The sequence below is a fragment of the Phocaeicola faecicola genome, from assembly GCF_013618865.1.
GTDB lineage: Bacteria > Bacteroidota > Bacteroidia > Bacteroidales > Bacteroidaceae > Phocaeicola > Phocaeicola faecicola.
The window spans coordinates 1-23,058 of the sequence record NZ_JABSOE010000005.1 but is presented as its reverse complement, the minus strand read 5'-3'; the positions used below and the strand labels follow the sequence as shown (position 1 = coordinate 23,058).

Genomic DNA, 23,058 nt, shown 5'->3' with positions numbered 1-23,058 from the left:
ATACCCTGTTGAGACGGCCTCTTTCTATATTGTCAATCTAATGTATCATACTGACTGACCAGGTTACCGGCTTTAGAGCGGTTTGTACTCCACAAACGCTTCCATCGCTTCGTAGCAAGCCAGTCCCAGGCTGTCGTACAATGCAGCAGTACCGCGGTTACGGTCTTCACTGCGCTGCCAGAACAGACGTTCGTCGTTACCCAGGAACGGAGCGCTTTCCATCTGCGACTGATGCTTGAGGATTGAATTACGTTTTGCGCGCAACTCTTCCGGACTCAAAGGCACTGCCATTTCGATGTTCTCGATTTCCCATTCAGCCCAGGCTCCACGGTACATCCAGATACGGCAGTCGTTCAGCCATTCAGCTCCGGCATTCTTTTCCTCGTCGATGGCCGCAAAGACAGCATCGGTACATACACGGTGTGTTCCATGCGGGTCTGCCAGGTCACCGGCTACATAAATCTGATGCGGTTTCACTTTACGCAACAGGTCGAGTACGATTTCCACGTCGGCTTCGCTGATCGGATTCTTCTCGATACGTCCGGTTTCATAGAACGGCAGATCGAGGAAGTGGCAGCGGTCGAGCGGAATCTGGTTGTAAGTACAAGCCGTACGGGCCTCACCTCTACGGATCAGTCCCTTGATGGTCAGGATATCGCGGCTGTCCATATCACCTTCTTTCTTCTGTCCGAGGAAAGTCTTGATTTCAGCATACTTGTCCTTGATGGTCTCATTCTGGTTGCCGTCGAACAACTGGTTGAATCCGTTGATGAAATGCATGAAGCGAACTACTTCCTCATCACCTACGGCAATGTTTCCGGAAGTTTCATAAGCCACGTGCACCTCATGTCCCTGCTGAACCAGACGACGCAGCGTACCTCCCATTGAGATGACATCGTCATCCGGATGCGGAGAGAATACCACTACCCGTTTAGGGAACGGTTTCGCACGTTCCGGACGATAAGTATCGTCGGCATTCGGCTTACCACCCGGCCAACCGGTAATTGTATGCTGCAAGTCGTTGAAAATCTTGATATTCACATTGTAAGCCGAGCCATACAATGCCAGCAGTTCACTCAGACCGTTTTCATTATAATCCTTGTTGGTCAGTTTCAGGATAGGCTTTTTGGTCAGCATACAGAGCCATACAATGGCACTGCGGATCAGTTTGTCGTTCCATTCACAGTTGGTTACCAGCCAAGGACGCTGGATACGGGTAAGGTGAGCGGCAGTAGGCAGGTCGACATATACCGTCGCATTCTGGTGCATCTGCAGGTAAGAAGCCGGCAATGTATCCGAAATCTTGTCTTCTACAGCACTCTTGATGATATCGGCCTTTTCTTCACCCCATGCCAGCAGGTATACCTTACGGGCTTCCATGATGGTATTGACACCCATCGTGATAGAGCAAGGAGGCAACTTATCCACACCCAGGTTGCGTGCAGCCTCCGCACGTGATACAGAGTCGATCAAGATCAGACGGGTAACCGAAGCAGCTGTCGATCCGGGCTCGTTCATGGCAATGTTACCTTCACGGCCGATACCCATTACGGCAATATCAATTCCGCCATAAGTCTTGATACGCTGTTCGTACAGATGGCAGTGCTCTACCACAGCGTCCTGCGGAATGGTTCCGTTCATGGTAAACACATTCTGCGGGTCAATATCAATGTGAGAGACAAACAGTTCATTCAACTGATTGAAACTGCTGTTCTTCGGTTCTGCCAATGGATAATATTCATACAGATTGAACAAGACTACATTGCGGTAGCTTACTCCTTCTTCCTTATGGCGACGTACCAGTTCGGCAAACAACGGTCTCAGAGACGCACCTGTTCCCATAGCCAGGGTACAGAACTTGCCGTCTCTCTGACGTTCCTGAATTTTTCTTACAATTTCATCCGCAACACTTCCTACGCCTTCTTCTACGGTTTCGCAGATGTTGGTAGGAATCTTCTCAAACCGAGTCAGCACGGAGCGTTCAATTGTATTCTCCGGCTTGTAGTATTTTGTAGAAACCCGGTTTAAAGATATTTGAGAGCTTAAATTAGTTCTCATAAATCAACCTCCTTTTTTTAAGCAAAAATCCGCAAGCATCCTGTCTTGGTCAGGACGTCTTGCGGATTCTCAGATTATTACAAATTATTACGTTCGATATCTTTAAAGTACTTGTAAGTACCGACCTTCAGTTCGTCCGTAGCTGCTTCATCACAAACGATGATTCCGTGCGGGTGCAACTGCAAAGCACTGATGGTCCACATCTGAGTGATGCCGCCTTCCACTGCATGCTGCAAGGCACGGGCCTTGTTATGTCCGTTACACATAATCAGCACTTCCTTTGCATCCAGTACAGTACCTACTCCCACTGTCAGCGCAGTCTTAGGCACTTTATTGATATCGTTTTCAAAGAAACGAGAGTTAGCAATGATAGTATCTGTGGTCAAAGTCTTTACACGAGTACGAGATGTCAGTGAAGATCCCGGTTCGTTGAAAGCAATGTGACCGTCAGGACCGATTCCACCAAGGAACAGATCGATGCCGCCGAATGACTTGATCTGAGCTTCGTAGTTTGCGCATTCAGCTTCCAGGTCTTCAGCGTTACCGTTCAGGATGTGAATGTTTTCCTTGTTGATATCGATATGATTGAAGAAATTATTGAACATGAAAGAATGATAGCTTTCCGGATGAGATTCCGGCAGACCTACGTATTCGTCCATGTTGAATGTTACCACGTGCTTAAAAGACACTACACCTTTTTTGTTCAACTCAATCAAAGCCTTATACATACCCAGCGGAGAAGAACCGGTAGGAAGACCCAATACAAACGGTTTTTCAGCAGTAGGATTTGCCTTGTTGATCTTTTGTGCTACATAGTTAGCTGCCCAATTTGAAAGGGCCTGATAATCGGATTCAATAATTAACCTCATATATCTCAAAATTTATTAATATATTTGCAATCAAATTATTTTTATAAAGCGATATGCAAATATATCAGTATTTATAGATAAAAACAACTATAAGTAGAAAAGTATTTTCATCCGCAGCGATTATTTTTTAAAATTAATGTTAAACGGGGTCGGCTATGAAAGAACGGTTATTGAAAGAGATCCAAAAAGGATCGAAGAGTGCGACAATGAAAAAGCATGTCATCACTTACCTTATCTATAATGAGAATGCCACCATCACCGATTTGTCGAAAAGCATGAATCTCAGCATTCCGACAGTGACCAAGGTGATTGATGAAATGCATGAAGAGGGGTACATTGATGAGTACGGGAAATTAGAGACAAGTGGCGGAAGACACCCTATCTTGTATGGCTTGAATGCCGACTCAGGATATTTCATCGGAGTTGACTTAAAGTGGGACAGTCTGAACATAGGCATTATCAATTTCAAGGGAGACCTGCTGAAACTGCAGATGGGTATTCCTTTCCAGAAAGAAAATACCATGGACTGTGTGGAAGAACTGTGTAAACAGATTGAACTGTTCATAGAGCATCTTACCATTCAGAAAGAAAAAATCATGAACATCAATATCAGCATCGGAGGACGGGTGAATCCGGAACTGGGCTATTGCCACAGTTTCTTCAACTTCGGAGAAAGGCCCATCGCCGACATTCTGACGGAACGGATGAACATCGATGTGTCTATTGAAAACGACAGCCGCACCATGCTGTATGGCGAATACATCAAAGGAGCGGTGAAAGGGGCACAGAACGTGCTGTTCATCAACGTAGGATGGGGACTGGGCATGAGCATGCTGATAGAAGGAAAAATGTATAAGGGAAAATCCGGATTCTCCGGGGAATTCGGACACAACCACGGCTACGACAACCAGAAGATCTGTCATTGCGGGAAAAAGGGCTGTCTGGAAACGGAAATTTCCTGCTCCGCCCTGTATCATTCGTTCATCGACCATCTGAAGGCGGGAGAAACATCCATCATCCTGGCCGAGAAGACCATCGATGAGATCACCCTGGATGACATCTTCAATGCCATCAACCGGGAAGACCTGCTGGCCATCGAACTGGTGGAGGATATCGGAGAGCAGCTGGGACTCAATATCGGAAAGCTGATCAATATCTTCAATCCGGACAAGGTCATCATTGGTGGAGAAATGTCACGCGCAGGCGACTTTCTGCTGCAGCCCGTCATCTCGGCCGTACGGAAGTACACGCTCAGTCTGATGAGCCGCGACTCGGAAATTGTATTGTCGAAGCTGAAAGACCAGGCAGGAGTCATCGGTGCCTGTCTGCTGTCGCGCAGCAAACTTTTTGATGCCTGACTGCCTCGTTGAGAAGTCTGGCGAATCACTTTCACACCGGTTCCATTTTCACTTTACCTTTAAGAGAAAATGGGGCCGGTGTTTTGTTTGCCATGCAGCTCCATCCTTTTTCCGGCAGACAAATACGCCCTTCCGAAAAGTACAAACGACTGCCACAATCAAAGAAAAACAAAGCCGTTACTATGTTCTTACGCACGAATTGTGTAAATTTGCGGAATATATTCGAAGAATCAATGCTTATGCAAACAAGTGAAAACAACCGATACGAACTTCCCGAATCGCTTGCCAGGCACTTAGGGATTGAACTGATTTGTGTAGAAGACGGTTATGTAAAAGCAACCATGCCGGTAGACAAACGCACCTCGCGTCCCTGCTCACCGACCGACATCCTCAATGGAGGAGCCACACTGGCATTGGCCGAGACGGTTGCCGGATACGGTTCACTCGCCATCTGCGGTCCCGACCAGAACCCCTGCGGCATTCAGGTCAGCGCCAATCACATCAAAATGGTTCCCGCCGGAACTTACGTCGAGGCAGTCGGACGCCTTGTACACCGCGGAAGAACCTCGCACGTATGGAACATCGACGTAACCACCCCCGACGGAAGTCTCGTGTCAACGGCACGCATTGTCAATCTGATAATAAACAAACGCTCATGAATCTACCTGACATACCCATTATCCGCATCATCGACCGGATGACACGCAGCAATACCTGCTTTGCCCTCTACCGGTTGCCCTGGACCGACGAGCCCATTCTGGTCCTTCAGCAGGACGCACCGGCAGAAACAATGGATTCACTGGAACAACTGAACGGAAAAAGCGGTTTCCTGCTTGCCCCATTCAGCAAGCCCGACCGTCATCCCATCGTACTGATCCGCCCCGACCGGGTGGTCCGCGACTGGAGTGACATCGGCAGTACGCTGCTGGAGTTTGAATCTGCCTGCTCATGGGAGAATCTTGAAGAGGCACAGGAAGCATCGGCACAGGACCTTTCCGAAAAGGGACTGCAACAGGCCTATATGGAGGCCTTCGAACGCTTCATCGTTCCGCTGCGTGAACAGCGTTTTCAGAAACTGGTGCTTTCACGGAAGGCAGAAGAATCTCTTCCTGCCGGTTTTTCACCGCTGGAAGCCTTCGTACGTGCCTGCAACAGTTATCCGCGCATGACGATATCGCTCTGCCACACTCCGCAGACCGGAACCTGGCTGGGAAGTACCCCTGAAATCATCCTCAGCGGACATCAGGAAGAATGGAATACGGTTGCCCTGGCGGGCACCATGCCCATGGAGGGAGATACCATGCCTACCGAATGGAGCACAAAGAACCAGGAGGAACAGGCTTTCGTAAGTGAGTACATCCGACGGACTGTCAAGCGGTTTGGAACCAAACTGACGGAAAAGGGCCCCTACACGGCACGTGCCGGTCAGCTGGTTCACCTAAAGACCGACTTCCGTTTCCAGTTGAAGAGTACCGACCACCTGGGAAACATCCTGCAGGAACTGCATCCTACCCCTGCCGTCTGCGGCCTCCCCAAGGAGGAAGCCTGTACCTTCATTGCCGAAAACGAAGGATACGACCGCAGCTATTATTCGGGCATCATCGGATGGATCGACCCACAGGGAGATACGACCCTGTATGTCAACCTGCGGTGCATGCACCTGACCGGCGGAAAGGCCGTTCTTTATGCCGGAGGCGGTATTCTGCCGCAGTCTACTCCGGACACGGAATGGGAGGAAACAAGACATAAAATGAATACCATGCATAATATTCTATAGCCTATGTATACCGATAAAAAGAATATTCTACAGCTTGTGGCACTGCTGCGTGCTCACGGCATCAAGCGAATCGTATTGTGCCCGGGAAGCCGGAACATACCTCTGGTACAGACCCTGGCCAACATACCGGACTTTACGTGCTATCCCGTTACCGACGAGCGCAGTGCCGGTTTCTTTGCACTGGGACTTGCCCTGCACGGAGGTGGTCCGGCTGCCGTATGCTGTACTTCGGGAACTGCCTTGCTCAACCTCCATCCGGCGGTAGCAGAGGCGTATTACCAGCAGGTTCCGCTGGTTGTCATTTCCGCCGATCGTCCGGCTGCATGGATCGGACAGATGGACGGACAGACCCTTCCCCAACCGGGGGTTTTCGGAACCTTGGTCAAGAAATCGGTTTCCCTGCCCGAAGTGGTATCCGAAGAAGACGAATGGTACTGCAACCGCCTCATCAATGAGGCCTTACTGGAATTGAGCCACCATGGAAAAGGTCCCGTTCACATCAATGTACCTATCAGTGAACCTTTCTTCCTGCTTCCGGTCAACGAACTTCCGAACGCAAGAGTCATCACACGGTACCAGGGACTCAATGTATACGACAAGGATTACCAGCCCCTCATCGACCGGCTGAACCGCTACCAGCGGCGCATGGTCGTGGTCGGTCAGATGAACCTGATCTATCTGTTCGACAAGCGGTATACCAAGATGCTTTACAAACATTTTGCGTGGTTCTCTGAGAACATCAGCAACCAGACCGTACCGGGAATGCCTATCCGCAACATCGAACCGCTGCTCTGTTCCATGAATCAGGAAGAGCAGGAGAAAATGCGTCCGGAACTGCTGATTACCTATGGCGGACACGTGATTTCGAAACGGCTGAAACGGTTCCTGCGCAAGCACCCGCCGGTAGAACACTGGCACATCTCTCCCGACGGAGAGGTCATGGACCTGTACGGCTCGCTGACAACCCTCATCGAAATGGATCCGTTTGAATTCCTGGAGAAAATCGCTCCGATGATGGACAACCGGACTCCCGATTATCCGAGGGGCTGGGAGGCCCGCTCGAAGGCCATTCCACAGGCCGATTTCGCCTATTCGGAGATGAGTGCCATCGGAAAAGTCATCCGTCAGCTTCCGGTACCCTGCTCCCTCCACCTCGCCAACAGTTCAACGGTCCGTTACGCACAGTTGTTCGACGTTCCTTCAGAAGTAGAAATTCTGTCGAATCGCGGTACCAACGGAATCGAAGGCTCGCTGTCAACGGCCATCGGTTATGCTACGGCTTCCGACAAACTGAACTTCATCATCATCGGCGACCTGAGCTTCTTCTATGACATGAATGCGTTATGGAACTCCAACTACGGGGCCAATGTCCGCATTCTGCTGCTCAACAACGAGGGAGGTGAGATTTTCCATGCCCTGCCGGGACTGGTACTGCACGAAAATGCCCGCCGCTTTGTAACGGCCACTCACAAGTCCTCCGCCCATGCCTGGGCCGAAGACCGGGGCTTTGAATACCTGTCGGCACACAACGATGCAGAACTGGATGAAGCGGTGAAGCGTTTTACAGAGCCGTCTGTCACCCAGCGCCCGATGCTGCTGGAAGTCTTTACGGACAAGCAGCTGGACATCGAATTGCTGAAAGAGTATTACCACAGTCTGAAAAAATAATCAACATATCAACATAAATCCTCAAGCTATGTCACAACCAAGAGAATGGAAAACCATCAAGGAATATCAGGATATTCTTTTTGAATTTTATAACGGCATTGCCAAAATCACCATCAACCGGCCCAGATACCGCAATGCCTTCACGCCTACCACCACCACCGAAATCAGTGATGCACTCTATTATTGCCGGGAGTGCCAGGACATCAACGTGGTAGTGCTGACCGGTGCGGGCGACAAAGCCTTCTGCTCAGGAGGAGACATGCACGTCAAAGGACATGGCGGTTATGTAGGTACCGACGGAGTACCCCGCCTGAACGTACTGGATGTACAGAAGCAGATACGCTCCATCCCCAAGCCCGTCATTGCCATGGTCAACGGATATGCCATCGGTGGCGGTCACGTGCTCCACGTAGTCTGCGACCTGACCATCGCTTCCGAAAATGCCATCTTCGGACAGACCGGTCCTCGTGTGGGAAGCTTTGACGCCGGATTCGGTTCTTCTTATCTGGCACGCATCGTCGGACAGAAAAAGGCCCGTGAAATCTGGTTCCTCTGCCGTCAGTATTCGGCTCAGGAAGCCCTCGAAATGGGACTGGTCAATAAGGTAGTGCCTTTCGACCGACTGGAAGACGAAGTGGTAGAATGGGCAGAAACCATGATGCAGCACAGTCCGCTGGCACTTCGCATGATCAAGGCCGGACTGAATGCGGAACTCGACGGACAGGCGGGTATTCAGGAACTGGCTGGAGATGCCACCATGCTTTATTACATGACAGAAGAAGCACAGGAAGGCGGCAAGGCGTTCCTGGAGAAACGCAAGCCCGACTGGAGCAAGTATCCGAAATTCCCCTGATCCGTTTATTAACTCTATAACTCTATGAACCGGTCGGCCGACAAGGTCTTCCGGTTTTTTATCATATCCGTATTCCATAAACCCAACTCATATGAAGTATCAAATAGAAATTATCCCCCGCACCCTGCACTTCAAACAGCCTGCAGGTACTTCCCGCGGTGTCTATCATACCCGGCAGGTATGGTACCTGCGGGTGACCGATCTGCGAAACGGACAATACGGTGTGGGAGAATGTGCTCCCCTTCCCGACCTGAGCTGCGATGCCCGCCCCGACTATGCGGAAGTGCTGGCCCGCTTCTGCCAGCAGGTAGCCGAAACAGGAGAAATCGACTACGAAGCCATGCGTTCCTATCCTTCCATGCTCTTCGGACTGGAAACGGCTTTCCGGCACCTGCATACCGGCAGCCTGAAACTGTCGGACACACCGTTCGGAAACGGCACTGCCGGCATCCCTATCAACGGACTGATCTGGATGGGGGACTTTGAGCAGATGTACCGGCGCATCGAGGAGAAGATGAAACTGGGCTTCCGGTGCATCAAACTGAAGATCGGTGCAATCGAATTTGAGAAGGAACTGGAACTCCTGCATCACATCCGGAAGCATTTTTCGGAAGAGGAAATCGAACTGCGGGTCGATGCAAACGGAGCTTTTGCTCCGGAAGAGGCTGCCCGGAAACTGGCACAGCTGAACGAGTTCCGGCTGCACTCCATCGAACAGCCTGTCCGCGCCGGACAGTGGGAGACAATGGCTGCGCTCTGTGCCACGACTCCACTGCCCATTGCACTGGACGAGGAACTGATCGGTGTCAATGACCCTCACCGGAAAGCCTTGCTGCTGGACACCATCCGTCCGCAGTATATCATTCTGAAACCCTCTCTGCACGGAGGTATCCGGGGATCGGAAGAATGGATTGCTCTTGCCCGGGAACGGCACATCGGTTTCTGGGTAACCTCGGCACTGGAATCGAACGTGGGTCTGAATGCCATCGCGCACTGGTGTGCCACCCTCTCTCCTTCCGTTCCACAGGGGCTGGGTACGGGCCTGCTTTTCACAGACAATGTGGATTATCCTTTACACATACAAGGAGACTGTCTCTGGTATCATCCGGAAGAACAGGAACCCGACTTAATCAAGTTTCTTCAATAAGATGAATACATTCATTACCGAAATACCCCGTCAGTGCATCACCATCGACGGGGTTTGTTATCCGGCTTCCGCAGCTTCCCCCACCGCAGAAAACGGCCGTTCCGCCCTGCAGGAGGATTTTTACGGAAGATACGGAAAAGAGAGTTTTCATGCCAGCCTTGCCGACTTCCTGTGCGAGTGGTTTGACGGCAGGGACACGCTGCGGGTACATACTTCGGGATCGACCGGTACACCCAAGGAAATGTGGGTAGAAAAGAAGCGCATGATGAACAGTGCCCAGATGACCGTGTCGTTTCTCGGACTGCAAGCAGGCGATACGGCCCAGCTCTGCATGCCCCTGAAATACATTGCCGGAAAGATGGTAGTCGTCCGTGCCCTGGTTGCCGGACTGAACCTCCTGCCACTTGCCCCCTGCGGACACCCTCTTGAAAACATCAGCCAGGTACCCGTCTTCTCAGCCATGATTCCCATGCAGGTCTTCAATTCGCTGCAGGTACCCGAAGAGGCAGAACGCCTGTCAGCCATCCGCCACCTGATCATTGGAGGCGGTGCCGTAGACGAGCAGGTGGAAAAGACCCTGAAGGACTTCCCTCATGCCGTTTGGAGTACGTATGGCATGACAGAAACCCTCTCACACATCGCCTTGCGCCGGCTGAACGGCAAAGAGGCCTCCCAGTGGTATACTCCCTTTCCGGGCGTACAACTGAGTCTGTCTCCCGACGATACCCTCATCATCCATGCCCCGCAGGTGCATCCCGAACCGCTTGTCACCAATGACATCGCCGTATTCAATGCAGAGGGACAGTTCCGCATTGCCGGCCGGAAGGACAATACCATCAATACCGGAGGAGTGAAGGTGCAGATTGAAGAGGTGGAAAAGGAACTGGCCGCACGACTTTCCGTGCCGTTTCAGATTACTTCAGTACCGGATGCGAAATTCGGAGAGGTCATCGTCCTGCTAACAGAAACGGACAACGGCTGCCCAGATGAGGTCTTGCAGGAGGCCATACACCAGCTTCCCCGTTACAGGCAACCGCGTCACCTGGTACGGATTCCGGCATTGCCACTCACCGAAACCGGAAAGGCAGACAGAAAGACAGGAAGACAGCGGGCCACCGAGATTCTTCAGAGCCGTACCGGATGTTCCGGGAAATAATTTGCATTTACGATTTATATTATTTAACTTTGTTAAACAGTATAACCTTGTTTACGCCGTTTCACAAGGCGGCATGATACATTTAATCATTTGACACATATGGATGGATACACTTTTCTGATACCGTTGCTGCTCACCATCGGGGGCCTTGTCATCGGTGCCCTTTTGAAATCACTGTTGAAACATAGCCGGATTCCTTATACGGTGGGACTTTTTGCCATCGGTATTCTTCTGGGAGTCCTGAACCGCGGCGGAATCTTTCAAGGGATGCCGGTACTCAGCAAAGGAATCAATTCGGTGGCAAACATCAATCCCGACCTGATTCTGTATCTGTTCCTGCCCATATTGATTTTTGATGCGGCTTACGAACTCAATCTGCATATCTTCAAAAAGACCCTGGCGAACGCCACCCTGCTGGCAGTACCGGGACTGGTGGTCTGCATGTTACTCACCGGGGCATTCATGGTCGGAATCAGCACCTTTATTCCCGGACTGGAATCATGGACCTGGACTTTTGCACTGATGTTCGGAGCCTTGATCAGCGCCACCGACCCGGTGGCCGTAGTGGCACTCCTGCATGAACTGAAGACCAGTAAACGCTTCTCGACACTGGTTGATGCCGAATCGCTGTTGAACGACGGTACGGGCATCGTCTGTTTCATGCTCTTCTTCGGAGCCTTTGCAGCCGGAGGAGAAGCCAGCCATGCCTCTCCCTTCCTCACCTTCATGCGGGAAGTCGGTATCAGTACCCTGCTGGGATTCCTGATGGCCCGTCTGATCATCTGGTTTATCACGCGCATCAATTCCGAGGAGATGATACAGAACAGTGTGATTATCCTGTCGGCCTACCTGACTTTCATCCTTTCCCAGTTTTTCCTGGGGGTATCGGGAGTCATTGCGCTGGTGGCCTTCGGACTGACTGTCACCTACGTGGGCAAGCCGCGCTTCAAGCCGCAGGTGAATACCTTCATGGAGCATTTCTGGGAACTGCTTACCTACATTGCCAACACACTGATCTTCATTCTGGTGGGTGTGGTTATTGCCGAGAAGATTGATTTCTCCTGGAAGGCGCTGGGCATACTGATACTGATTTATGCTGCCCTCAACCTCATCCGGTTTGCAATGATCATGCTGTTCTTCCCGCTGATGAAGCGCCTGGGCTACGGACTGAGCCGAAGAGAGTCGGTGATTCTGACCTGGGGCGGACTGAGAGGGGCACTGGCAATGACACTGGCACTGATGGTATCCTATACGCCTGCCATTCCTGAAGACATACGCAGTCAGATTTTGTTCTATACGGCCGGAGTGGTTACCCTGACCCTCTGCATCAATGCCACCACCATGCGCTGGCTGCTCAACCGCCTGGGACTGACACATATCCCGTCGGCCCGTACCCTGCTGGAATACCGCATTGAGCAGTCGCTGCACGAGAGTTCAGAAAAGTACCTGGAAAATCTCAAGAAACGGGAAACCCTGGCGGGGGCCAACTGGGAAAAGGTTGCTTCATACATGAGCGAACTTCCGGCCGATCCGGGCAAAACGCCTCAGGCAAAGGCCATGCTGCCGGAAATCCGTCTCCGTATTCTGGACCGCGAAAAGGCAGTCTGCCGGGAAATCTATGAAGAGGGTATCATATCCAAGACGGTGTTCCTGCGGCTGATGAACTCCCTGGACGAACTGTATGACCACGACGGAAATTATGCACTCGATATCCGAAACTCCATTTTCCAGTTCTGCCAGCGGACCGATTTTCTGAACCACATGCGGAGCATGCCATACATCCAGAACTGGATGAGTTTCTATTTCCGGGAACGGATTACCGTGGTCTATGACCTGGGAAGAGGTTTCATCATCCTCCAGAAGGAAAGCCTCAAGCTGCTGGAAGAGCTGGCTTCCTCACAGTGGATTGCCTCTGAACAGCAGACCATCGTACAGACACTGCGGAATGAGATTGAACACAATATCCAGCGGATGACCACCGTACTGAACGAACTGGCCAAGAATTTCCCGAAGGCATACGGACATGCACTGACCATCAAGTCCATCCGCATGATGCTCAGCAACGAACGGCGGACGGTAAGACAGATGGTCAACAACGGAATGCTTTCGGAAAAAGATGCGGAAGAACGGATGAAGAAGATAGACGAACGGACCGATGAAATCAATTCGTTCAGCCACACACCCATCGCTTCCCTGTTGCGCTGGCTGTTCTTCATCAAAAAGAAAAAGATTTATAAAGCATAGACTTCGGATATAAAATCGCTCCGGGAATCATCTTCAGCCCGGAGACCTCAAATGAACGGCGTGTATGATAAAGGCTCTCCCTTTCATACACGCCGTTTCCGTATCATCCGTCCGTTCTGCCTACAACGCACAAGCGTCAGGAGCATGGTCGTCGCTCACTATTCCCTCATACTCGGGATGTCTTTGCAACCACAACACTGCATACGAGCAGGTAGCCATGCATTTCATTCCCCGGGCACGGGCCTCATCATAGACCTGCTTTACCAGCATGGAGGCAATACCCTGACCGCCAATCGGTTTAGGAACCACTGTATGGCGGATATCCCACGCACCGTCGTGCACGTCATAAGCCACATGGGCCTCATAACCATCGACTTTCACAAAGAATTTCTTTTTCTGTTCATCATGTTCCACTTTCATAGGCATACATTTGAATTAACTACACCAAGATACAAAATAAAAGACAAAAACCTCTGCGAGAAGAAGATATTTCATTGAATTTCCGTTTTTTTTCACGAAATAATTTTCTCAATACAAGAATTATAACTTAATTTGTAACCAAGAAAAATAAACCATAAAAAGAAGACACACATGAAAAGCTTATTGAAAAACTTGGGAGTGATACTGGTAATTATCGGTGCAGTGATCCTTGTCGTTTGCTTTGCAACCGGCAATGTAAACAACAATGCCATCTTGGGTACTTCATTGGCCCTGGTTGTTTTGGGACTGATTTCTTATATCGTCCTGAACAAACGCATCACTGATTAACAACCAGATCAGTATAAGATTTACATAAATATGGGAAGTGGATTCCGTCCGGAAATCACCTCCCATATTTTTTTGCCCCGGCCTGACTTTCCAACAATAAGACTTCATAGCACAACGGGGAGTTGTATCCCGTTTCCTCCACAAGGCCAGACATTGCAGGAAGAGCCGTCTAGTAGCAATGCTTACAAGTACCGGAAGCGAGGATGTACATAGAATATTTATTTGCAGAATACAATACTAAGGATAACACTTTTCTATTGTACCAACAGAGCGTTTGCCTCTGTCGGTACAACCTTATTTGTGAAATACTCATATGTATAAAATTAATTTTGTATACCTAAGACAATATCAAGTCTAATTTTATCGAATACATGATTATCTGTATTAATCGGTTAATGTAAAATATGAATAAAAGGCCAGGATACGATCTTTCAGCAGATAAGTATATTTTGCCTGAAACTGTTGTGAAAGTGCATCAGCAAGTTTCATCTTGATTTCATTATATTCAAATACAGTTGACTTTCCTGCTGCATATTTTTCTAAAGCGTATCTGTGTGCTTCTTTATTGGCCATTACCGCTTTTGTTGTAGAACGGTATTTTTCATATGCAGAAATTACAGCTGTATAAGCCTGTTCTATATCTTTATATAGTTGTTTCTTCTCATTTTCCAAGGACAATCTTGCATTATTTTCTTCTATACGTGCTGACCGTACTTTATTTCTCACTGAAAACCGGTCGAAAAGAGGTATACTAACCGTTAGACACAGACTTTTCTGCATATGGTTATTAAACTGTTTCCTGAAATTCTCATATAGAGCAGAAGTATTATTATAATAATTTGTACTCATCCCTGCTACAAAAGATATAGTAGGATAAAATCCGGACTGGGCTATCTTTATGCCTTTTGTCTTACTTTGCAAAGCATAAAATGCCTGAAGTATCTGCGGCATGCATGTCAAAGCTGACTGATAAATATTCATCAGGTTCAAAGTATCAGCAATAGCAACATCCCCATCTATGGAATCAATATCAAATTCCTCATATTCATCTAATTCCATAAGTTGTGCCAAGTCAAGGTAAGAAAGCCTTAATGAATTTCGTGCTTCTGTTGCAGCAAGTTCATCATCCGCCAATTGAGCACGGACATCATAAAGTTGTGATTCGGGTGCTTTCCCATTATCAATCAATATCTTTGTACAGACCTCCTGCTCTTTGGTAAGCTGTATCTGCGCAAGCGCTATATTATATATTTCTTTATTAAGTAATATCTGAAAATATGCTCCTGCCACATTTATCAACAGGTTGTTTTTTATAAGTTCCTTTTTTGCTTCAGCTGCAAGTAAATCAAATTTATTCTGTGTTACAGCAACTGTACGTTTAAATCCCATAAAAACAGGTATTTCAGTGCTTACAGAGAAAGAAGAGTTCTGTATGTTACTGTTCTCATATGTATTACTCTGGTTTAGAGAACGACCGAATGTAAAGTTATGCGAAGCGCCTGCTTTCAGATTCGGTAGAAAGCTGTTTCTTAACGTATTCTTTTCTACTTTCAGATTTTGAATCTGATTGACACTTTGTCTTACCTCTATGTTGTGTGTCACCGCATAATCAATACATTCCGAAAGGGTCCATTTTTTTTCTTGTGCATATCCAGAACAGGAAAACAATCCGACAATAACCAGTATAAATATCAATCTTTTCATCTTTAATAATTTTTTATTCACTACAAATATATATAGGCAGAAAGAAGATTAAAGTTATCGAAATGTTATCAGCAGGTTAACAGAGAGCAACAACAGAACTTTCATTGTCGGCAACTAGACAGCCCTCCCCTTTCTCCCGAATTTACGGGCTTCTCAATTTTAGAGAACGGTTCCTTGACCTTACCTTCAGGCAACAAGCCATCAGCCCAGTCGAGCAGAATTATCAGACATGGATCCTGAGCCCTGATACATTCAGCAAATACACTGGAAATGCGATATACAGTTTCATCCAATCATTCTATTCAATGAGTTTTTTTACTTAACCTGATATAAATTCGATAAAAACAAAAAGCACTGATAATAATTGCAATAATATCATATATATCAAAGGTACCATGTATATTGAAAAGCCCCAACAACTCATAGCTTATATATACTATTGTAGCGTAAACAGTATATTTTTTCACAGAATATCTAGGATCCATCCCATAAAAAAATAAAACTGATGAAGGCACACACACGATACTACCAATAACATCTGCTAAATGAAAATCAAAAAGATTGTGACTATATATGTAAGGTCTATATGTATGTGATAGTATTAGTCCTACTGCGGCAATTAATATACCATATAAAAAAAGTTTCTTATTCATATTTGAATCTTCATGATATTTTTTACAATTCTTTTATAATACTTACCAGTAAGGTAAGCATTTCTTACAAAAGGTTGTTTTGTTAAAAATCAAATACTTAAATAGAAGATGAGTTTGTATATACCATCCCTGATGTTATTTATAAATATCCGAGAGAAGGCTACAAGAAACTCATCTTCTTTTTCATTATTAATAAAAATACCAAGACTTGTTGATTATTAGTTCCATAAGTGTACTGGATTCATACCATTTTTATCAAGTTCTGCAGGAGATACAAATGATCTACCTAAAAACCAGAAAACATAGTATGAAAATGTAGAACCACCATGTATGTTCACCATATCTGTCATTGTCAAATCTTTCATAATAAAAACTATTTAAGACCATTATTCATACCATCACGAAATCCATTAATACAATGTCCAGGTTCAGAAATGCAATCATATATAAACCCTCCAATGATTGCTCCAAGGAGAAATTGGACAATACCTCCCTCAATTTGTTGACTTTCCTTTTCTGATAAAGCAACAATTTTTTTTTCATTTGTCCTTTCCATTCTTTTAAATTTTTAGATTGATAAAATTATAATTATACTATTGCAATAGTTCTTTATTTTTAATCCAACTGATCAAACTGTTCATTCCATAATCTGTTGTAAATTCCATTGGAATCAAACAATTGCTTATGCGTACCGGTTTCGGATACTTTACCATTGTCAAGTACCACAATCATATCTGCATTTTTTACAGTACTCAAACGATGAGCAATGATAATGACTGTCTTTCCGGAACTGGCCAGTGCATCGAGTGTTCTCTTTACATGCTTCTCAGATATTGAGTCCAAGGAAGAAGTCGCTTCATCAAAAATCAGAATTTCCGGCTCCTTATACAGCGCACGGGCTATGGCTATTCGCTGCCGTTCACCACCAGATAAAGAAGCTCCATGTTCTCCTATATAGGTCATGTAGCCATTAGGAAGACGCTCAATAAAGTCCTTCAAACCAAGTTGTTCTACCAAATCTACAATACGCTTCATATCAGGTTGGAGATCACCCACTGCTATATTCTCTATAATAGTACCGGCAAAAAGCTCAATTTGCTGTGGTACAGTACCAACAAGACTACGAAGGCTCTTATTGCTTATTTGAGAAATATCATATCCACCGATACGTATCTGACCACTTTGAATCGGATAAATATGTTGAAGCAATGATATGAGTGTAGTTTTACCGGACCCACTCTCACCGATGACTGCAGTGGTCTTTCCTTTATCTATCTTCAGGTTGAGTCCGTTAAATACCTCTTTACGGGAGCCATATCGGAACGATACATTCTCAAACACAATATCCCCGATCATATCCTTTCTGAGTTCTATTTTTTGGCTGTCATCCTGTTCACGCTCAAGATCCATAATCTGAAAAAGGCGGTCTGCTGCAATCAGCGCATCCTGTATTGTCTGATTGGATGAAATCAATGACCCTATCGGTGATATGACATAACTGATAAGCGAATAGAATACCATCAGTGTACCTGGTGTAAGCTCCTTGTCTATGACCAGAACACTTCCCATCCATAGCACAGCAATTGTTATTGCGGTTGATACAAACTGGATACCTCCCTGAGCCATAATTGCCCCATAAATGCTGCGATAGGTGTTCTTCAGGAGATGTACAAAACGTGTTTCTGTTTTCAAATTCGCAAAGTCTTCTATACCGAAACGTTTGATTGTCGAAATGGAATTTATAGATTCAACCAACTGAGACTCCAGATCTGCACTGCTCTCCATGATGCCGCGTTGATATTTTCTGTTTAGCCTATTAAAAGCCCAGAAAATGAGCAAAAATAACGGCGCGGATGCCAATGTCACCAAGGCAAGTTCCCACGAATACACGAACATCAGACCTACCGAGAATAACAGAATCATCATGTTTACTACCAGGTCAAGAGATACATTGTTGATGAAGTTTCGTATCTTCACCGCATCGTTCACACGCGAAATGATTTCTCCCACACGCATGGTATCGAAAAACTGTTGTGGCAATGTCAGCAAATGCTTATAGTAACCGAGAATAAGAGCTGCATCTATTCGTTGCCCGGTCTTCAATGCCAGAATGCTTTTCATTGACCCTATGAAAGTACGGAGTATCAGAATAATAATCATCACAATTCCCATAAGGTTAAGCAGGTTGATATTTCCGTCTACCAGGACATAATCAGTAATCTTACCTACATATACAGAAGTAGAAAGTCCTAATATACTGTATATTAACGCCCCGAATACAGCCTGCATCATGACACTCTTATGTGGAGCCAGCAGTGAGAAAAATTTCCTTGTCATGCTCGTTTTCATATTTCCCTTTTTAAAGGTCTCCTCCGGTTCCATCAGAACAAGTACACCTGTCCACATTTTCTGGAATTCAGCATTCGTAACCTTATGCATTTTACCGTCACCGGGATCCATATAGGTAATGTGTTCCTTTTCTACTTTATACAGGACAATAAAGTGCTGCAAATGCTCGTGCACAATCACATGTGCAATTGTTGGTTTCGGTACGATGGATAGAGCTTCAAACTGTGCTCTTACACCTTTTGCTGAAAGTCCGAGACGGTTCGCAGCTTCAATCATCCCCAATACATTAGTCCCCTTCTGGTCTGTAAAGGCATACTGGCGGATGCGGGCCACAGGGAATTGAAGCCCATAATGTGCACATACAGAGGCAAGACATGCAGCACCGCAGTCAGTAATGTCATGCTGCTTAATTTTGATTCCTTTTCTATACATAATTCTTTTATTCTATATTCACAATCAATTCAGTTTAGCTACCATCGTTTCATTTTCATACTGCTTCGGATTTACCCATCCGTCCATCTTCTGATAAAGCAGGTCGAACAGTGACCGTCTTGTTACCATAAAATGAGCATTTACCGTCATCCCTTTTTTCAGCTTTCCTATCCTCCCGTTCTTAAGTTGAAGGAAGTCGCGCTCCATTTCACATTTCACCTTGTAGAAGGAATTTCCCTGACTGTCTGTCAGAAAGTCTGATGATATATCTTTCACTCTTCCCGGTATTGTCCCCCATTCGTTGTAATTGAAGGATTCCACCTGCACATTTACAGGCATGCCAATATTCATGAATCCGATATTTCTTGGTGTGACATATACCTCAATACATAGTGTTGAGTCGGGGCTTATGACAGCTAAAGACTGTCCTGCCTGAATGCTGCTGCCACGATATACTCCAGAGAACTGGTCAACAGTTCCATCTACCGGACTACGGACAATATACATATCCTTATCTTTTATTTCCTGCTTCAGGTTGGTACTCATTTCGTTGTATGTATTCCTGTATGTATTCTGGTCTGCCTGCCATGTACTTATCTGGCTTTGTACCAGCGATGCCAATTCATTTTGTTGGCTTTTGTATTTGAAATAGTAACTGTCGTATTCCTCCTCAGAGATAACTTTCTTTTCAAACAAAGTTTTATTTCTAAGATATTCCTTTTCCGCTTGTGCCAATCCTGTTTCCAGTTCCTGTTTCTTACGGATAAAATAGGCATATTCCTGTTGTCTTACCGGAGAACTGAAGAGTTTCGGACAATTACCCTCTGCCAGATAAGCAAGGTCGGCAAGCTGTGCACTACAATCATTCAGTCGGCTGGTCTGATAATTGATTTTATAATCAGAACTATTGGTTCTGAATCTTAGTATCACGTCACCCTTGTTAACCTGCTCTCCTTCCTTTACAAAAACCGAATCTACAATTTCTGTAATGGAAGAAGTTATTTCCGCTTTTTCCGCTACCGGTCTTACTACTCCACTCCCCTGTACGGAGATATCTACATAGATAAATGGAAGTGCCACTAATGTGACTGTAACTGCAAATAAGACAATCCAATAGATTATCTGTGATTTTGTTGTGTGCTGATAGATGTATGTCTCAATACTGTTCTCTATCCATTCGTTCGGTAATAACATATCTCTTTTATTTTTTAGATTACACAACAAATGTAAGTCAAAAAGATAAAGAAATAAGTTATTCTTAGGTTAAGAGTAGGTTAATATAAATCATACATTTTTCTTAAGATTCTTAGATACAAGTTTCATTAATACAAAAACAGAAGGTAGTAATAATATCGTACATATAATAGAACCTTCAAATCCAAACAATCCACCATTTATTAAATTGTAAGAAGGGTATTCTAAAGTTATAAGTGATTGATAAAATTCTCCACCACTGACATTGAAACCAAAAATAGAACCTTGTAGCCAATTCCATGCACAATGAGAAATTACAGCCGACCAAAGACTTCCGGTTAATAAAAAAATACAGCCATCAAAAAAGCCACCTAAAAAAAGATTAAAAGCTGAACAGATACTCATATCGGGATTTGCTAAATGTAAAGCAGAAAATATGAGAGAGGTTATACTTAAACTTATCCAGATATTCAAACCAGAGCGACATAAACGTGTCAACAAATAACCCCTTATAAGAATTTCCTCATAAAAAGCACCAAAAATGAACATTATCAGACTTAAAGATAAATCTTCCCAATGTAATTGAACTGCTGATATATTTGCTGAACCGCTCAATATACAAATTATCAGTCCGAGAGTGAATACAATAACGGTCCACAAAATAATAATCTTAGAAAATTTTCTTAACTTATTAAAAGAACACAAGCCCAGTTCTCTTAAAGGACGTTTGTCTATGATGCAATGCAAAAACAAGATAACCAAAGACACCATTGAACAAGACAGTATAGCAGACAACAAATAATATTGGTCGTTTTCATAACCTGTTGAACCCAATAAAGACAAAGTGCATTCCTCTGCTATCAAGGCTCCAAAAAAGAAACCCAAAATTAAAAGCAGCAAATCACCCCAAAGTGGTATTCTATTTTTCTTTTCAATATGACACATAAATTTAAAAAATAAAAAAATAGAGTGAAGGAGCTAACTGTATAGAGACCGTAATTCAAACTGTGTCAATCCTTTATTTGTCTTTTCTTTAATAAACATCTAGATTACAAATGTATCCGAAATAAATTTATAGATAATTGACTTATCAGGAAATGGCACAATTTAAAATTACGGTCTTGATTTCTCTTTCACTCTCTCAACTTAATAAATTCAAGTCAATGAATATTCGGAAAGTAAATATTCAGAACCAAGATTTTATTTCATTCCAGGCTTTATGACAATATTCACCAGCCATATACCAAAGACTTTTACCTCCATAAACTTCAGCATTTTCTTTACTGTTAAGTTCTTTATACAATTCTTTTTTCATAATATACCTCCTTTTTTAATTAATTATTTATTTAACAGAATTCCATCCATCTTGAAACTCACTTGCTATCTCCGCTGATTCTAAAAGGGCAAAAAATATCTTAACCCAATTACCGCCATCTACATCTTTCATTTCTTGTTGATTCAACTCAACCATAATTACATTTTCTTTCATAACTCGTTAATTTTTATTAAAACATTTTTGAAATAAACTCTATTGCTTTTAAACTTAATGAAAAAGGGGAAATAATCATTCCACCATCAGTCAATCTCATTTCATCCACTGTCAGTTATTCCATACTATTACATTTTAATCTATTAAACATATATAGGTATTCTCCCGTTCAAAATGTCTACAATCGTATTTATCAAGACATCTAAGGCTTCACCGCCATTAATTTCCTGTTGTTCTTGCAGACTCATAGTACGCATCAATTCATTCTTTTTCATAATTTTTCAATTTAAATTTTTACCAACAAATAAAAATTCTCTCAATAGGATTCAGATTTTTCAACTGTTCCTCTGATGGAGGGTAATACCCGCCTATAATTGACAGGTTCTCATCTTTGTTCAATTCTTTCATACGCATTGTTTTTTTGTTAATACTATTCTCATTTATGATTCTTTCAAATATCATTCTTCTACTATTAGTGTTTAAGAATATCCAAAAGTGTCTTGTCTTTCAAGAAGTCAGGCAACCAATGTTCTGTACAACCTTCACCGTTAGGTCCAGGTGCCACTCCACCACTTACGTTTTTCAAATCTTCAATTTCCAGTGTTTTCAATTCTTTAATTTTCATACGCTTTTCTTATTTAATTGTTATTATACTTTTTGTTTGTTTTACTAATGCAAAGGTAAGCCAATGCTATTTAGAATTGTGTTACCTTTATGTTATCGTTAGGTTAAGTTGACTAATAAATCTATTAATACTATCACCTACATATTAGGATATGATTGTAAAGGACTTAATTGTATCTAATATCAACAACTAACCCAATATGTAACTACTTCTCCATTGACCATTTCTGTACACCAATATCCACCACCAATTATTTCTATCACTTCACCTCTTGTTAGTTTTTTCATTGTTTTTTCCATATTACTGTTTCTTTTTTGTTTTACTATCGCAAAAGTATAATAAGGAAAGTGTGTTTTGAGTTAATTTAAAGTTAACCTTATGTTATTAATTAAAAGAAAATACATTACTTTTGCAGAAAAAAAATATATAATAGAGTTTATATCGAATAATTGATTAAAGCGTTCTTTGACTTATCTTTGTGGTCTAAAAAGTTCAATTGATGTATTATGACAAGATTCGCCACCGTCATAGCCAAGTGCTTGCAGCGACAGGATTAACTCCTGTTGAGTTTGATACCTTGCTAGTAGCTTTCAAGTACCATTGGGATGAATATTACAGCCATTTCACTTTGGAAGGCAAAGTGCGTCAACGTATATCTTACAACAGGAAGACCAGTGTGTTGCCTCTGATTCAGGACAAAATGTTCTTCATATT

23 protein-coding genes and 1 pseudogene are annotated in these 23,058 nt (G+C 44.6%); 10 read left to right on the top strand and 14 right to left on the bottom strand.

Going from position 1 to position 23,058, the window contains the following annotated elements; all coding sequences use genetic code 11:
* Nucleotides 1–72: 72 nt before the first annotated feature.
* Complete coding sequence (locus H3001_RS02470) at nt 73–2,058, bottom strand: glucosamine-6-phosphate deaminase (protein WP_178244316.1); 1,986 nt, start codon at nt 2,056–2,058, stop codon at nt 73–75.
* 77 nt (nt 2,059–2,135) lie between these two features.
* Complete coding sequence (gene nagB / locus H3001_RS02465) at nt 2,136–2,927, bottom strand: glucosamine-6-phosphate deaminase (RefSeq protein WP_178244317.1); 792 nt, start codon at nt 2,925–2,927, stop codon at nt 2,136–2,138.
* A 155-nt stretch (nt 2,928–3,082) separates the two neighbouring features.
* Here nagB and H3001_RS02460 point away from each other — a divergent pair, with 155 nt between their 5' ends.
* From H3001_RS02460 to H3001_RS02425, 8 genes are all read left to right on the top strand, one after another.
* Nucleotides 3,083–4,285 (top strand): ROK family transcriptional regulator, encoded by a 1,203-nt coding sequence (locus H3001_RS02460; RefSeq protein WP_178244318.1) that lies wholly within the window; start codon nt 3,083–3,085, stop codon nt 4,283–4,285.
* Nucleotides 4,286–4,524: 239 nt separating this feature from the next.
* Entirely contained in the window at nt 4,525–4,944 is a 420-nt protein-coding gene (locus H3001_RS02455) for a PaaI family thioesterase (RefSeq protein WP_394367783.1), read from the top strand.
* Nucleotides 4,941–6,062, top strand: coding sequence for an isochorismate synthase (locus H3001_RS02450; protein ID WP_181213996.1), 1,122 nt, complete (start codon nt 4,941–4,943; stop codon nt 6,060–6,062). The genes H3001_RS02455 and H3001_RS02450 overlap by 4 nt, the downstream gene beginning before the upstream one ends.
* A 3-nt stretch (nt 6,063–6,065) precedes the next feature.
* Complete coding sequence (menD, locus tag H3001_RS02445; RefSeq protein ID WP_181213995.1) at nt 6,066–7,730, top strand: 2-succinyl-5-enolpyruvyl-6-hydroxy-3-cyclohexene-1-carboxylic-acid synthase; 1,665 nt, start codon at nt 6,066–6,068, stop codon at nt 7,728–7,730.
* A 28-nt stretch (nt 7,731–7,758) separates the two neighbouring features.
* A complete protein-coding gene (gene menB / locus H3001_RS02440; protein WP_178244322.1) occupies nt 7,759–8,583 on the top strand; it encodes a 1,4-dihydroxy-2-naphthoyl-CoA synthase in 825 nt (274 codons plus the stop codon).
* A 91-nt stretch (nt 8,584–8,674) separates the two neighbouring features.
* A complete protein-coding gene (locus tag H3001_RS02435) occupies nt 8,675–9,730 on the top strand; it encodes an o-succinylbenzoate synthase (protein WP_181213994.1) in 1,056 nt (351 codons plus the stop codon).
* A 1-nt stretch (nt 9,731) separates the two neighbouring features.
* Nucleotides 9,732–10,886 carry an AMP-binding protein gene (locus H3001_RS02430; RefSeq protein WP_181213993.1) on the top strand — a complete coding sequence of 385 codons (1,155 nt, stop codon included), beginning with the start codon at nt 9,732–9,734 and terminating at the stop codon, nt 10,884–10,886.
* A gap of 99 nt (nt 10,887–10,985) precedes the next feature.
* Nucleotides 10,986–13,130 (top strand): cation:proton antiporter, encoded by a 2,145-nt coding sequence (locus tag H3001_RS02425; RefSeq protein WP_181213992.1) that lies wholly within the window; start codon nt 10,986–10,988, stop codon nt 13,128–13,130.
* A 120-nt stretch (nt 13,131–13,250) separates the two neighbouring features.
* Here the strand turns inward: H3001_RS02425 and H3001_RS02420 are convergent, their stop codons facing one another.
* The gene (locus H3001_RS02420; RefSeq protein ID WP_178244326.1) at nt 13,251–13,550 is read right to left on the bottom strand and encodes a GNAT family N-acetyltransferase; all 300 of its coding nucleotides are present in this window, start codon (nt 13,548–13,550) and stop codon (nt 13,251–13,253) included.
* 171 nt (nt 13,551–13,721) lie between these two features.
* Here H3001_RS02420 and H3001_RS02415 point away from each other — a divergent pair, with 171 nt between their 5' ends.
* Nucleotides 13,722–13,898, top strand: coding sequence for a hypothetical protein (locus tag H3001_RS02415; protein ID WP_178244327.1), 177 nt, complete (start codon nt 13,722–13,724; stop codon nt 13,896–13,898).
* A gap of 384 nt (nt 13,899–14,282) precedes the next feature.
* Here H3001_RS02415 and H3001_RS02410 read toward each other — a convergent pair whose 3' ends face one another.
* The 11 genes from H3001_RS02410 to H3001_RS02370 form a co-directional block, all read right to left on the bottom strand.
* Nucleotides 14,283–15,602: a TolC family protein gene (locus H3001_RS02410; protein ID WP_178244328.1), complete on the bottom strand. Its 1,320-nt coding sequence runs from the start codon at nt 15,600–15,602 to the stop codon at nt 14,283–14,285.
* A gap of 302 nt (nt 15,603–15,904) precedes the next feature.
* Entirely contained in the window at nt 15,905–16,255 is a 351-nt protein-coding gene (locus tag H3001_RS02405) for a hypothetical protein (protein ID WP_178244329.1), read from the bottom strand.
* Nucleotides 16,256–16,473: 218 nt separating this feature from the next.
* Nucleotides 16,474–16,620: a hypothetical protein gene (locus H3001_RS02400; RefSeq protein WP_178244330.1), complete on the bottom strand. Its 147-nt coding sequence runs from the start codon at nt 16,618–16,620 to the stop codon at nt 16,474–16,476.
* A gap of 8 nt (nt 16,621–16,628) precedes the next feature.
* Nucleotides 16,629–16,811 carry a hypothetical protein gene (locus H3001_RS02395; protein ID WP_178244331.1) on the bottom strand — a complete coding sequence of 61 codons (183 nt, stop codon included), beginning with the start codon at nt 16,809–16,811 and terminating at the stop codon, nt 16,629–16,631.
* 59 nt (nt 16,812–16,870) lie between these two features.
* A complete protein-coding gene (locus H3001_RS02390) occupies nt 16,871–19,036 on the bottom strand; it encodes a peptidase domain-containing ABC transporter (protein ID WP_219915827.1) in 2,166 nt (721 codons plus the stop codon).
* 24 nt (nt 19,037–19,060) lie between these two features.
* Nucleotides 19,061–20,230, bottom strand: a complete 1,170-nt coding sequence (locus H3001_RS02385) for an HlyD family secretion protein (RefSeq protein WP_181213991.1) — start codon at nt 20,228–20,230, stop codon at nt 19,061–19,063.
* A 90-nt stretch (nt 20,231–20,320) separates the two neighbouring features.
* Nucleotides 20,321–21,175, bottom strand: a complete 855-nt coding sequence (locus H3001_RS02380) for a CPBP family intramembrane glutamic endopeptidase (protein WP_181213990.1) — start codon at nt 21,173–21,175, stop codon at nt 20,321–20,323.
* A gap of 241 nt (nt 21,176–21,416) precedes the next feature.
* Nucleotides 21,417–21,545, bottom strand: a complete 129-nt coding sequence (locus H3001_RS19615; RefSeq protein WP_262890843.1) for a hypothetical protein — start codon at nt 21,543–21,545, stop codon at nt 21,417–21,419.
* 27 nt (nt 21,546–21,572) lie between these two features.
* Complete coding sequence (locus H3001_RS02375) at nt 21,573–21,719, bottom strand: hypothetical protein (RefSeq protein WP_181213989.1); 147 nt, start codon at nt 21,717–21,719, stop codon at nt 21,573–21,575.
* 143 nt (nt 21,720–21,862) lie between these two features.
* The gene (locus H3001_RS19610; RefSeq protein WP_262890842.1) at nt 21,863–21,994 is read right to left on the bottom strand and encodes a hypothetical protein; all 132 of its coding nucleotides are present in this window, start codon (nt 21,992–21,994) and stop codon (nt 21,863–21,865) included.
* 197 nt (nt 21,995–22,191) lie between these two features.
* A complete protein-coding gene (locus H3001_RS02370; protein WP_181213988.1) occupies nt 22,192–22,344 on the bottom strand; it encodes a bacteriocin-type signal sequence in 153 nt (50 codons plus the stop codon).
* 499 nt (nt 22,345–22,843) lie between these two features.
* Here H3001_RS02370 and H3001_RS19260 point away from each other — a divergent pair.
* Nucleotides 22,844–23,058 (top strand): annotated as a pseudogene (locus H3001_RS19260) (helix-turn-helix domain-containing protein); the annotation flags it as partial.

Coding starts and splice junctions, on each gene's coding strand:
- H3001_RS19610 (WP_262890842.1), bottom strand. CDS start 21,994: ATGAAAAAGAATGAATTGATGCGTACTATGAGTCTGCAAGAACAACAG.
- H3001_RS02460 (WP_178244318.1), top strand. CDS start 3,083: ATGAAAGAACGGTTATTGAAAGAGATCCAAAAAGGATCGAAGAGTGCG.
- menB (WP_178244322.1), top strand. CDS start 7,759: ATGTCACAACCAAGAGAATGGAAAACCATCAAGGAATATCAGGATATT.
- H3001_RS02375 (WP_181213989.1), bottom strand. CDS start 21,719: ATGAAAGAAAATGTAATTATGGTTGAGTTGAATCAACAAGAAATGAAA.
- H3001_RS02400 (WP_178244330.1), bottom strand. CDS start 16,620: ATGAAAGATTTGACAATGACAGATATGGTGAACATACATGGTGGTTCT.
- H3001_RS02420 (WP_178244326.1), bottom strand. CDS start 13,550: ATGAAAGTGGAACATGATGAACAGAAAAAGAAATTCTTTGTGAAAGTC.
- H3001_RS02385 (WP_181213991.1), bottom strand. CDS start 20,230: ATGTTATTACCGAACGAATGGATAGAGAACAGTATTGAGACATACATC.
- H3001_RS02435 (WP_181213994.1), top strand. CDS start 8,675: ATGAAGTATCAAATAGAAATTATCCCCCGCACCCTGCACTTCAAACAG.
- H3001_RS02380 (WP_181213990.1), bottom strand. CDS start 21,175: ATGTGTCATATTGAAAAGAAAAATAGAATACCACTTTGGGGTGATTTG.
- H3001_RS02415 (WP_178244327.1), top strand. CDS start 13,722: ATGAAAAGCTTATTGAAAAACTTGGGAGTGATACTGGTAATTATCGGT.
- H3001_RS02390 (WP_219915827.1), bottom strand. CDS start 19,036: ATGTATAGAAAAGGAATCAAAATTAAGCAGCATGACATTACTGACTGC.
- nagB (WP_178244317.1), bottom strand. CDS start 2,927: ATGAGGTTAATTATTGAATCCGATTATCAGGCCCTTTCAAATTGGGCA.
- H3001_RS02370 (WP_181213988.1), bottom strand. CDS start 22,344: ATGAAAATTAAAGAATTGAAAACACTGGAAATTGAAGATTTGAAAAAC.
- H3001_RS02395 (WP_178244331.1), bottom strand. CDS start 16,811: ATGGAAAGGACAAATGAAAAAAAAATTGTTGCTTTATCAGAAAAGGAA.
- H3001_RS02450 (WP_181213996.1), top strand. CDS start 4,941: ATGAATCTACCTGACATACCCATTATCCGCATCATCGACCGGATGACA.
- menD (WP_181213995.1), top strand. CDS start 6,066: ATGTATACCGATAAAAAGAATATTCTACAGCTTGTGGCACTGCTGCGT.
- H3001_RS02405 (WP_178244329.1), bottom strand. CDS start 16,255: ATGAATAAGAAACTTTTTTTATATGGTATATTAATTGCCGCAGTAGGA.
- H3001_RS02425 (WP_181213992.1), top strand. CDS start 10,986: ATGGATGGATACACTTTTCTGATACCGTTGCTGCTCACCATCGGGGGC.
- H3001_RS02455 (WP_394367783.1), top strand. CDS start 4,525: ATGCAAACAAGTGAAAACAACCGATACGAACTTCCCGAATCGCTTGCC.
- H3001_RS02470 (WP_178244316.1), bottom strand. CDS start 2,058: ATGAGAACTAATTTAAGCTCTCAAATATCTTTAAACCGGGTTTCTACA.
- H3001_RS02430 (WP_181213993.1), top strand. CDS start 9,732: ATGAATACATTCATTACCGAAATACCCCGTCAGTGCATCACCATCGAC.
- H3001_RS02410 (WP_178244328.1), bottom strand. CDS start 15,602: ATGAAAAGATTGATATTTATACTGGTTATTGTCGGATTGTTTTCCTGT.
- H3001_RS19615 (WP_262890843.1), bottom strand. CDS start 21,545: ATGAAAAAAGAATTGTATAAAGAACTTAACAGTAAAGAAAATGCTGAA.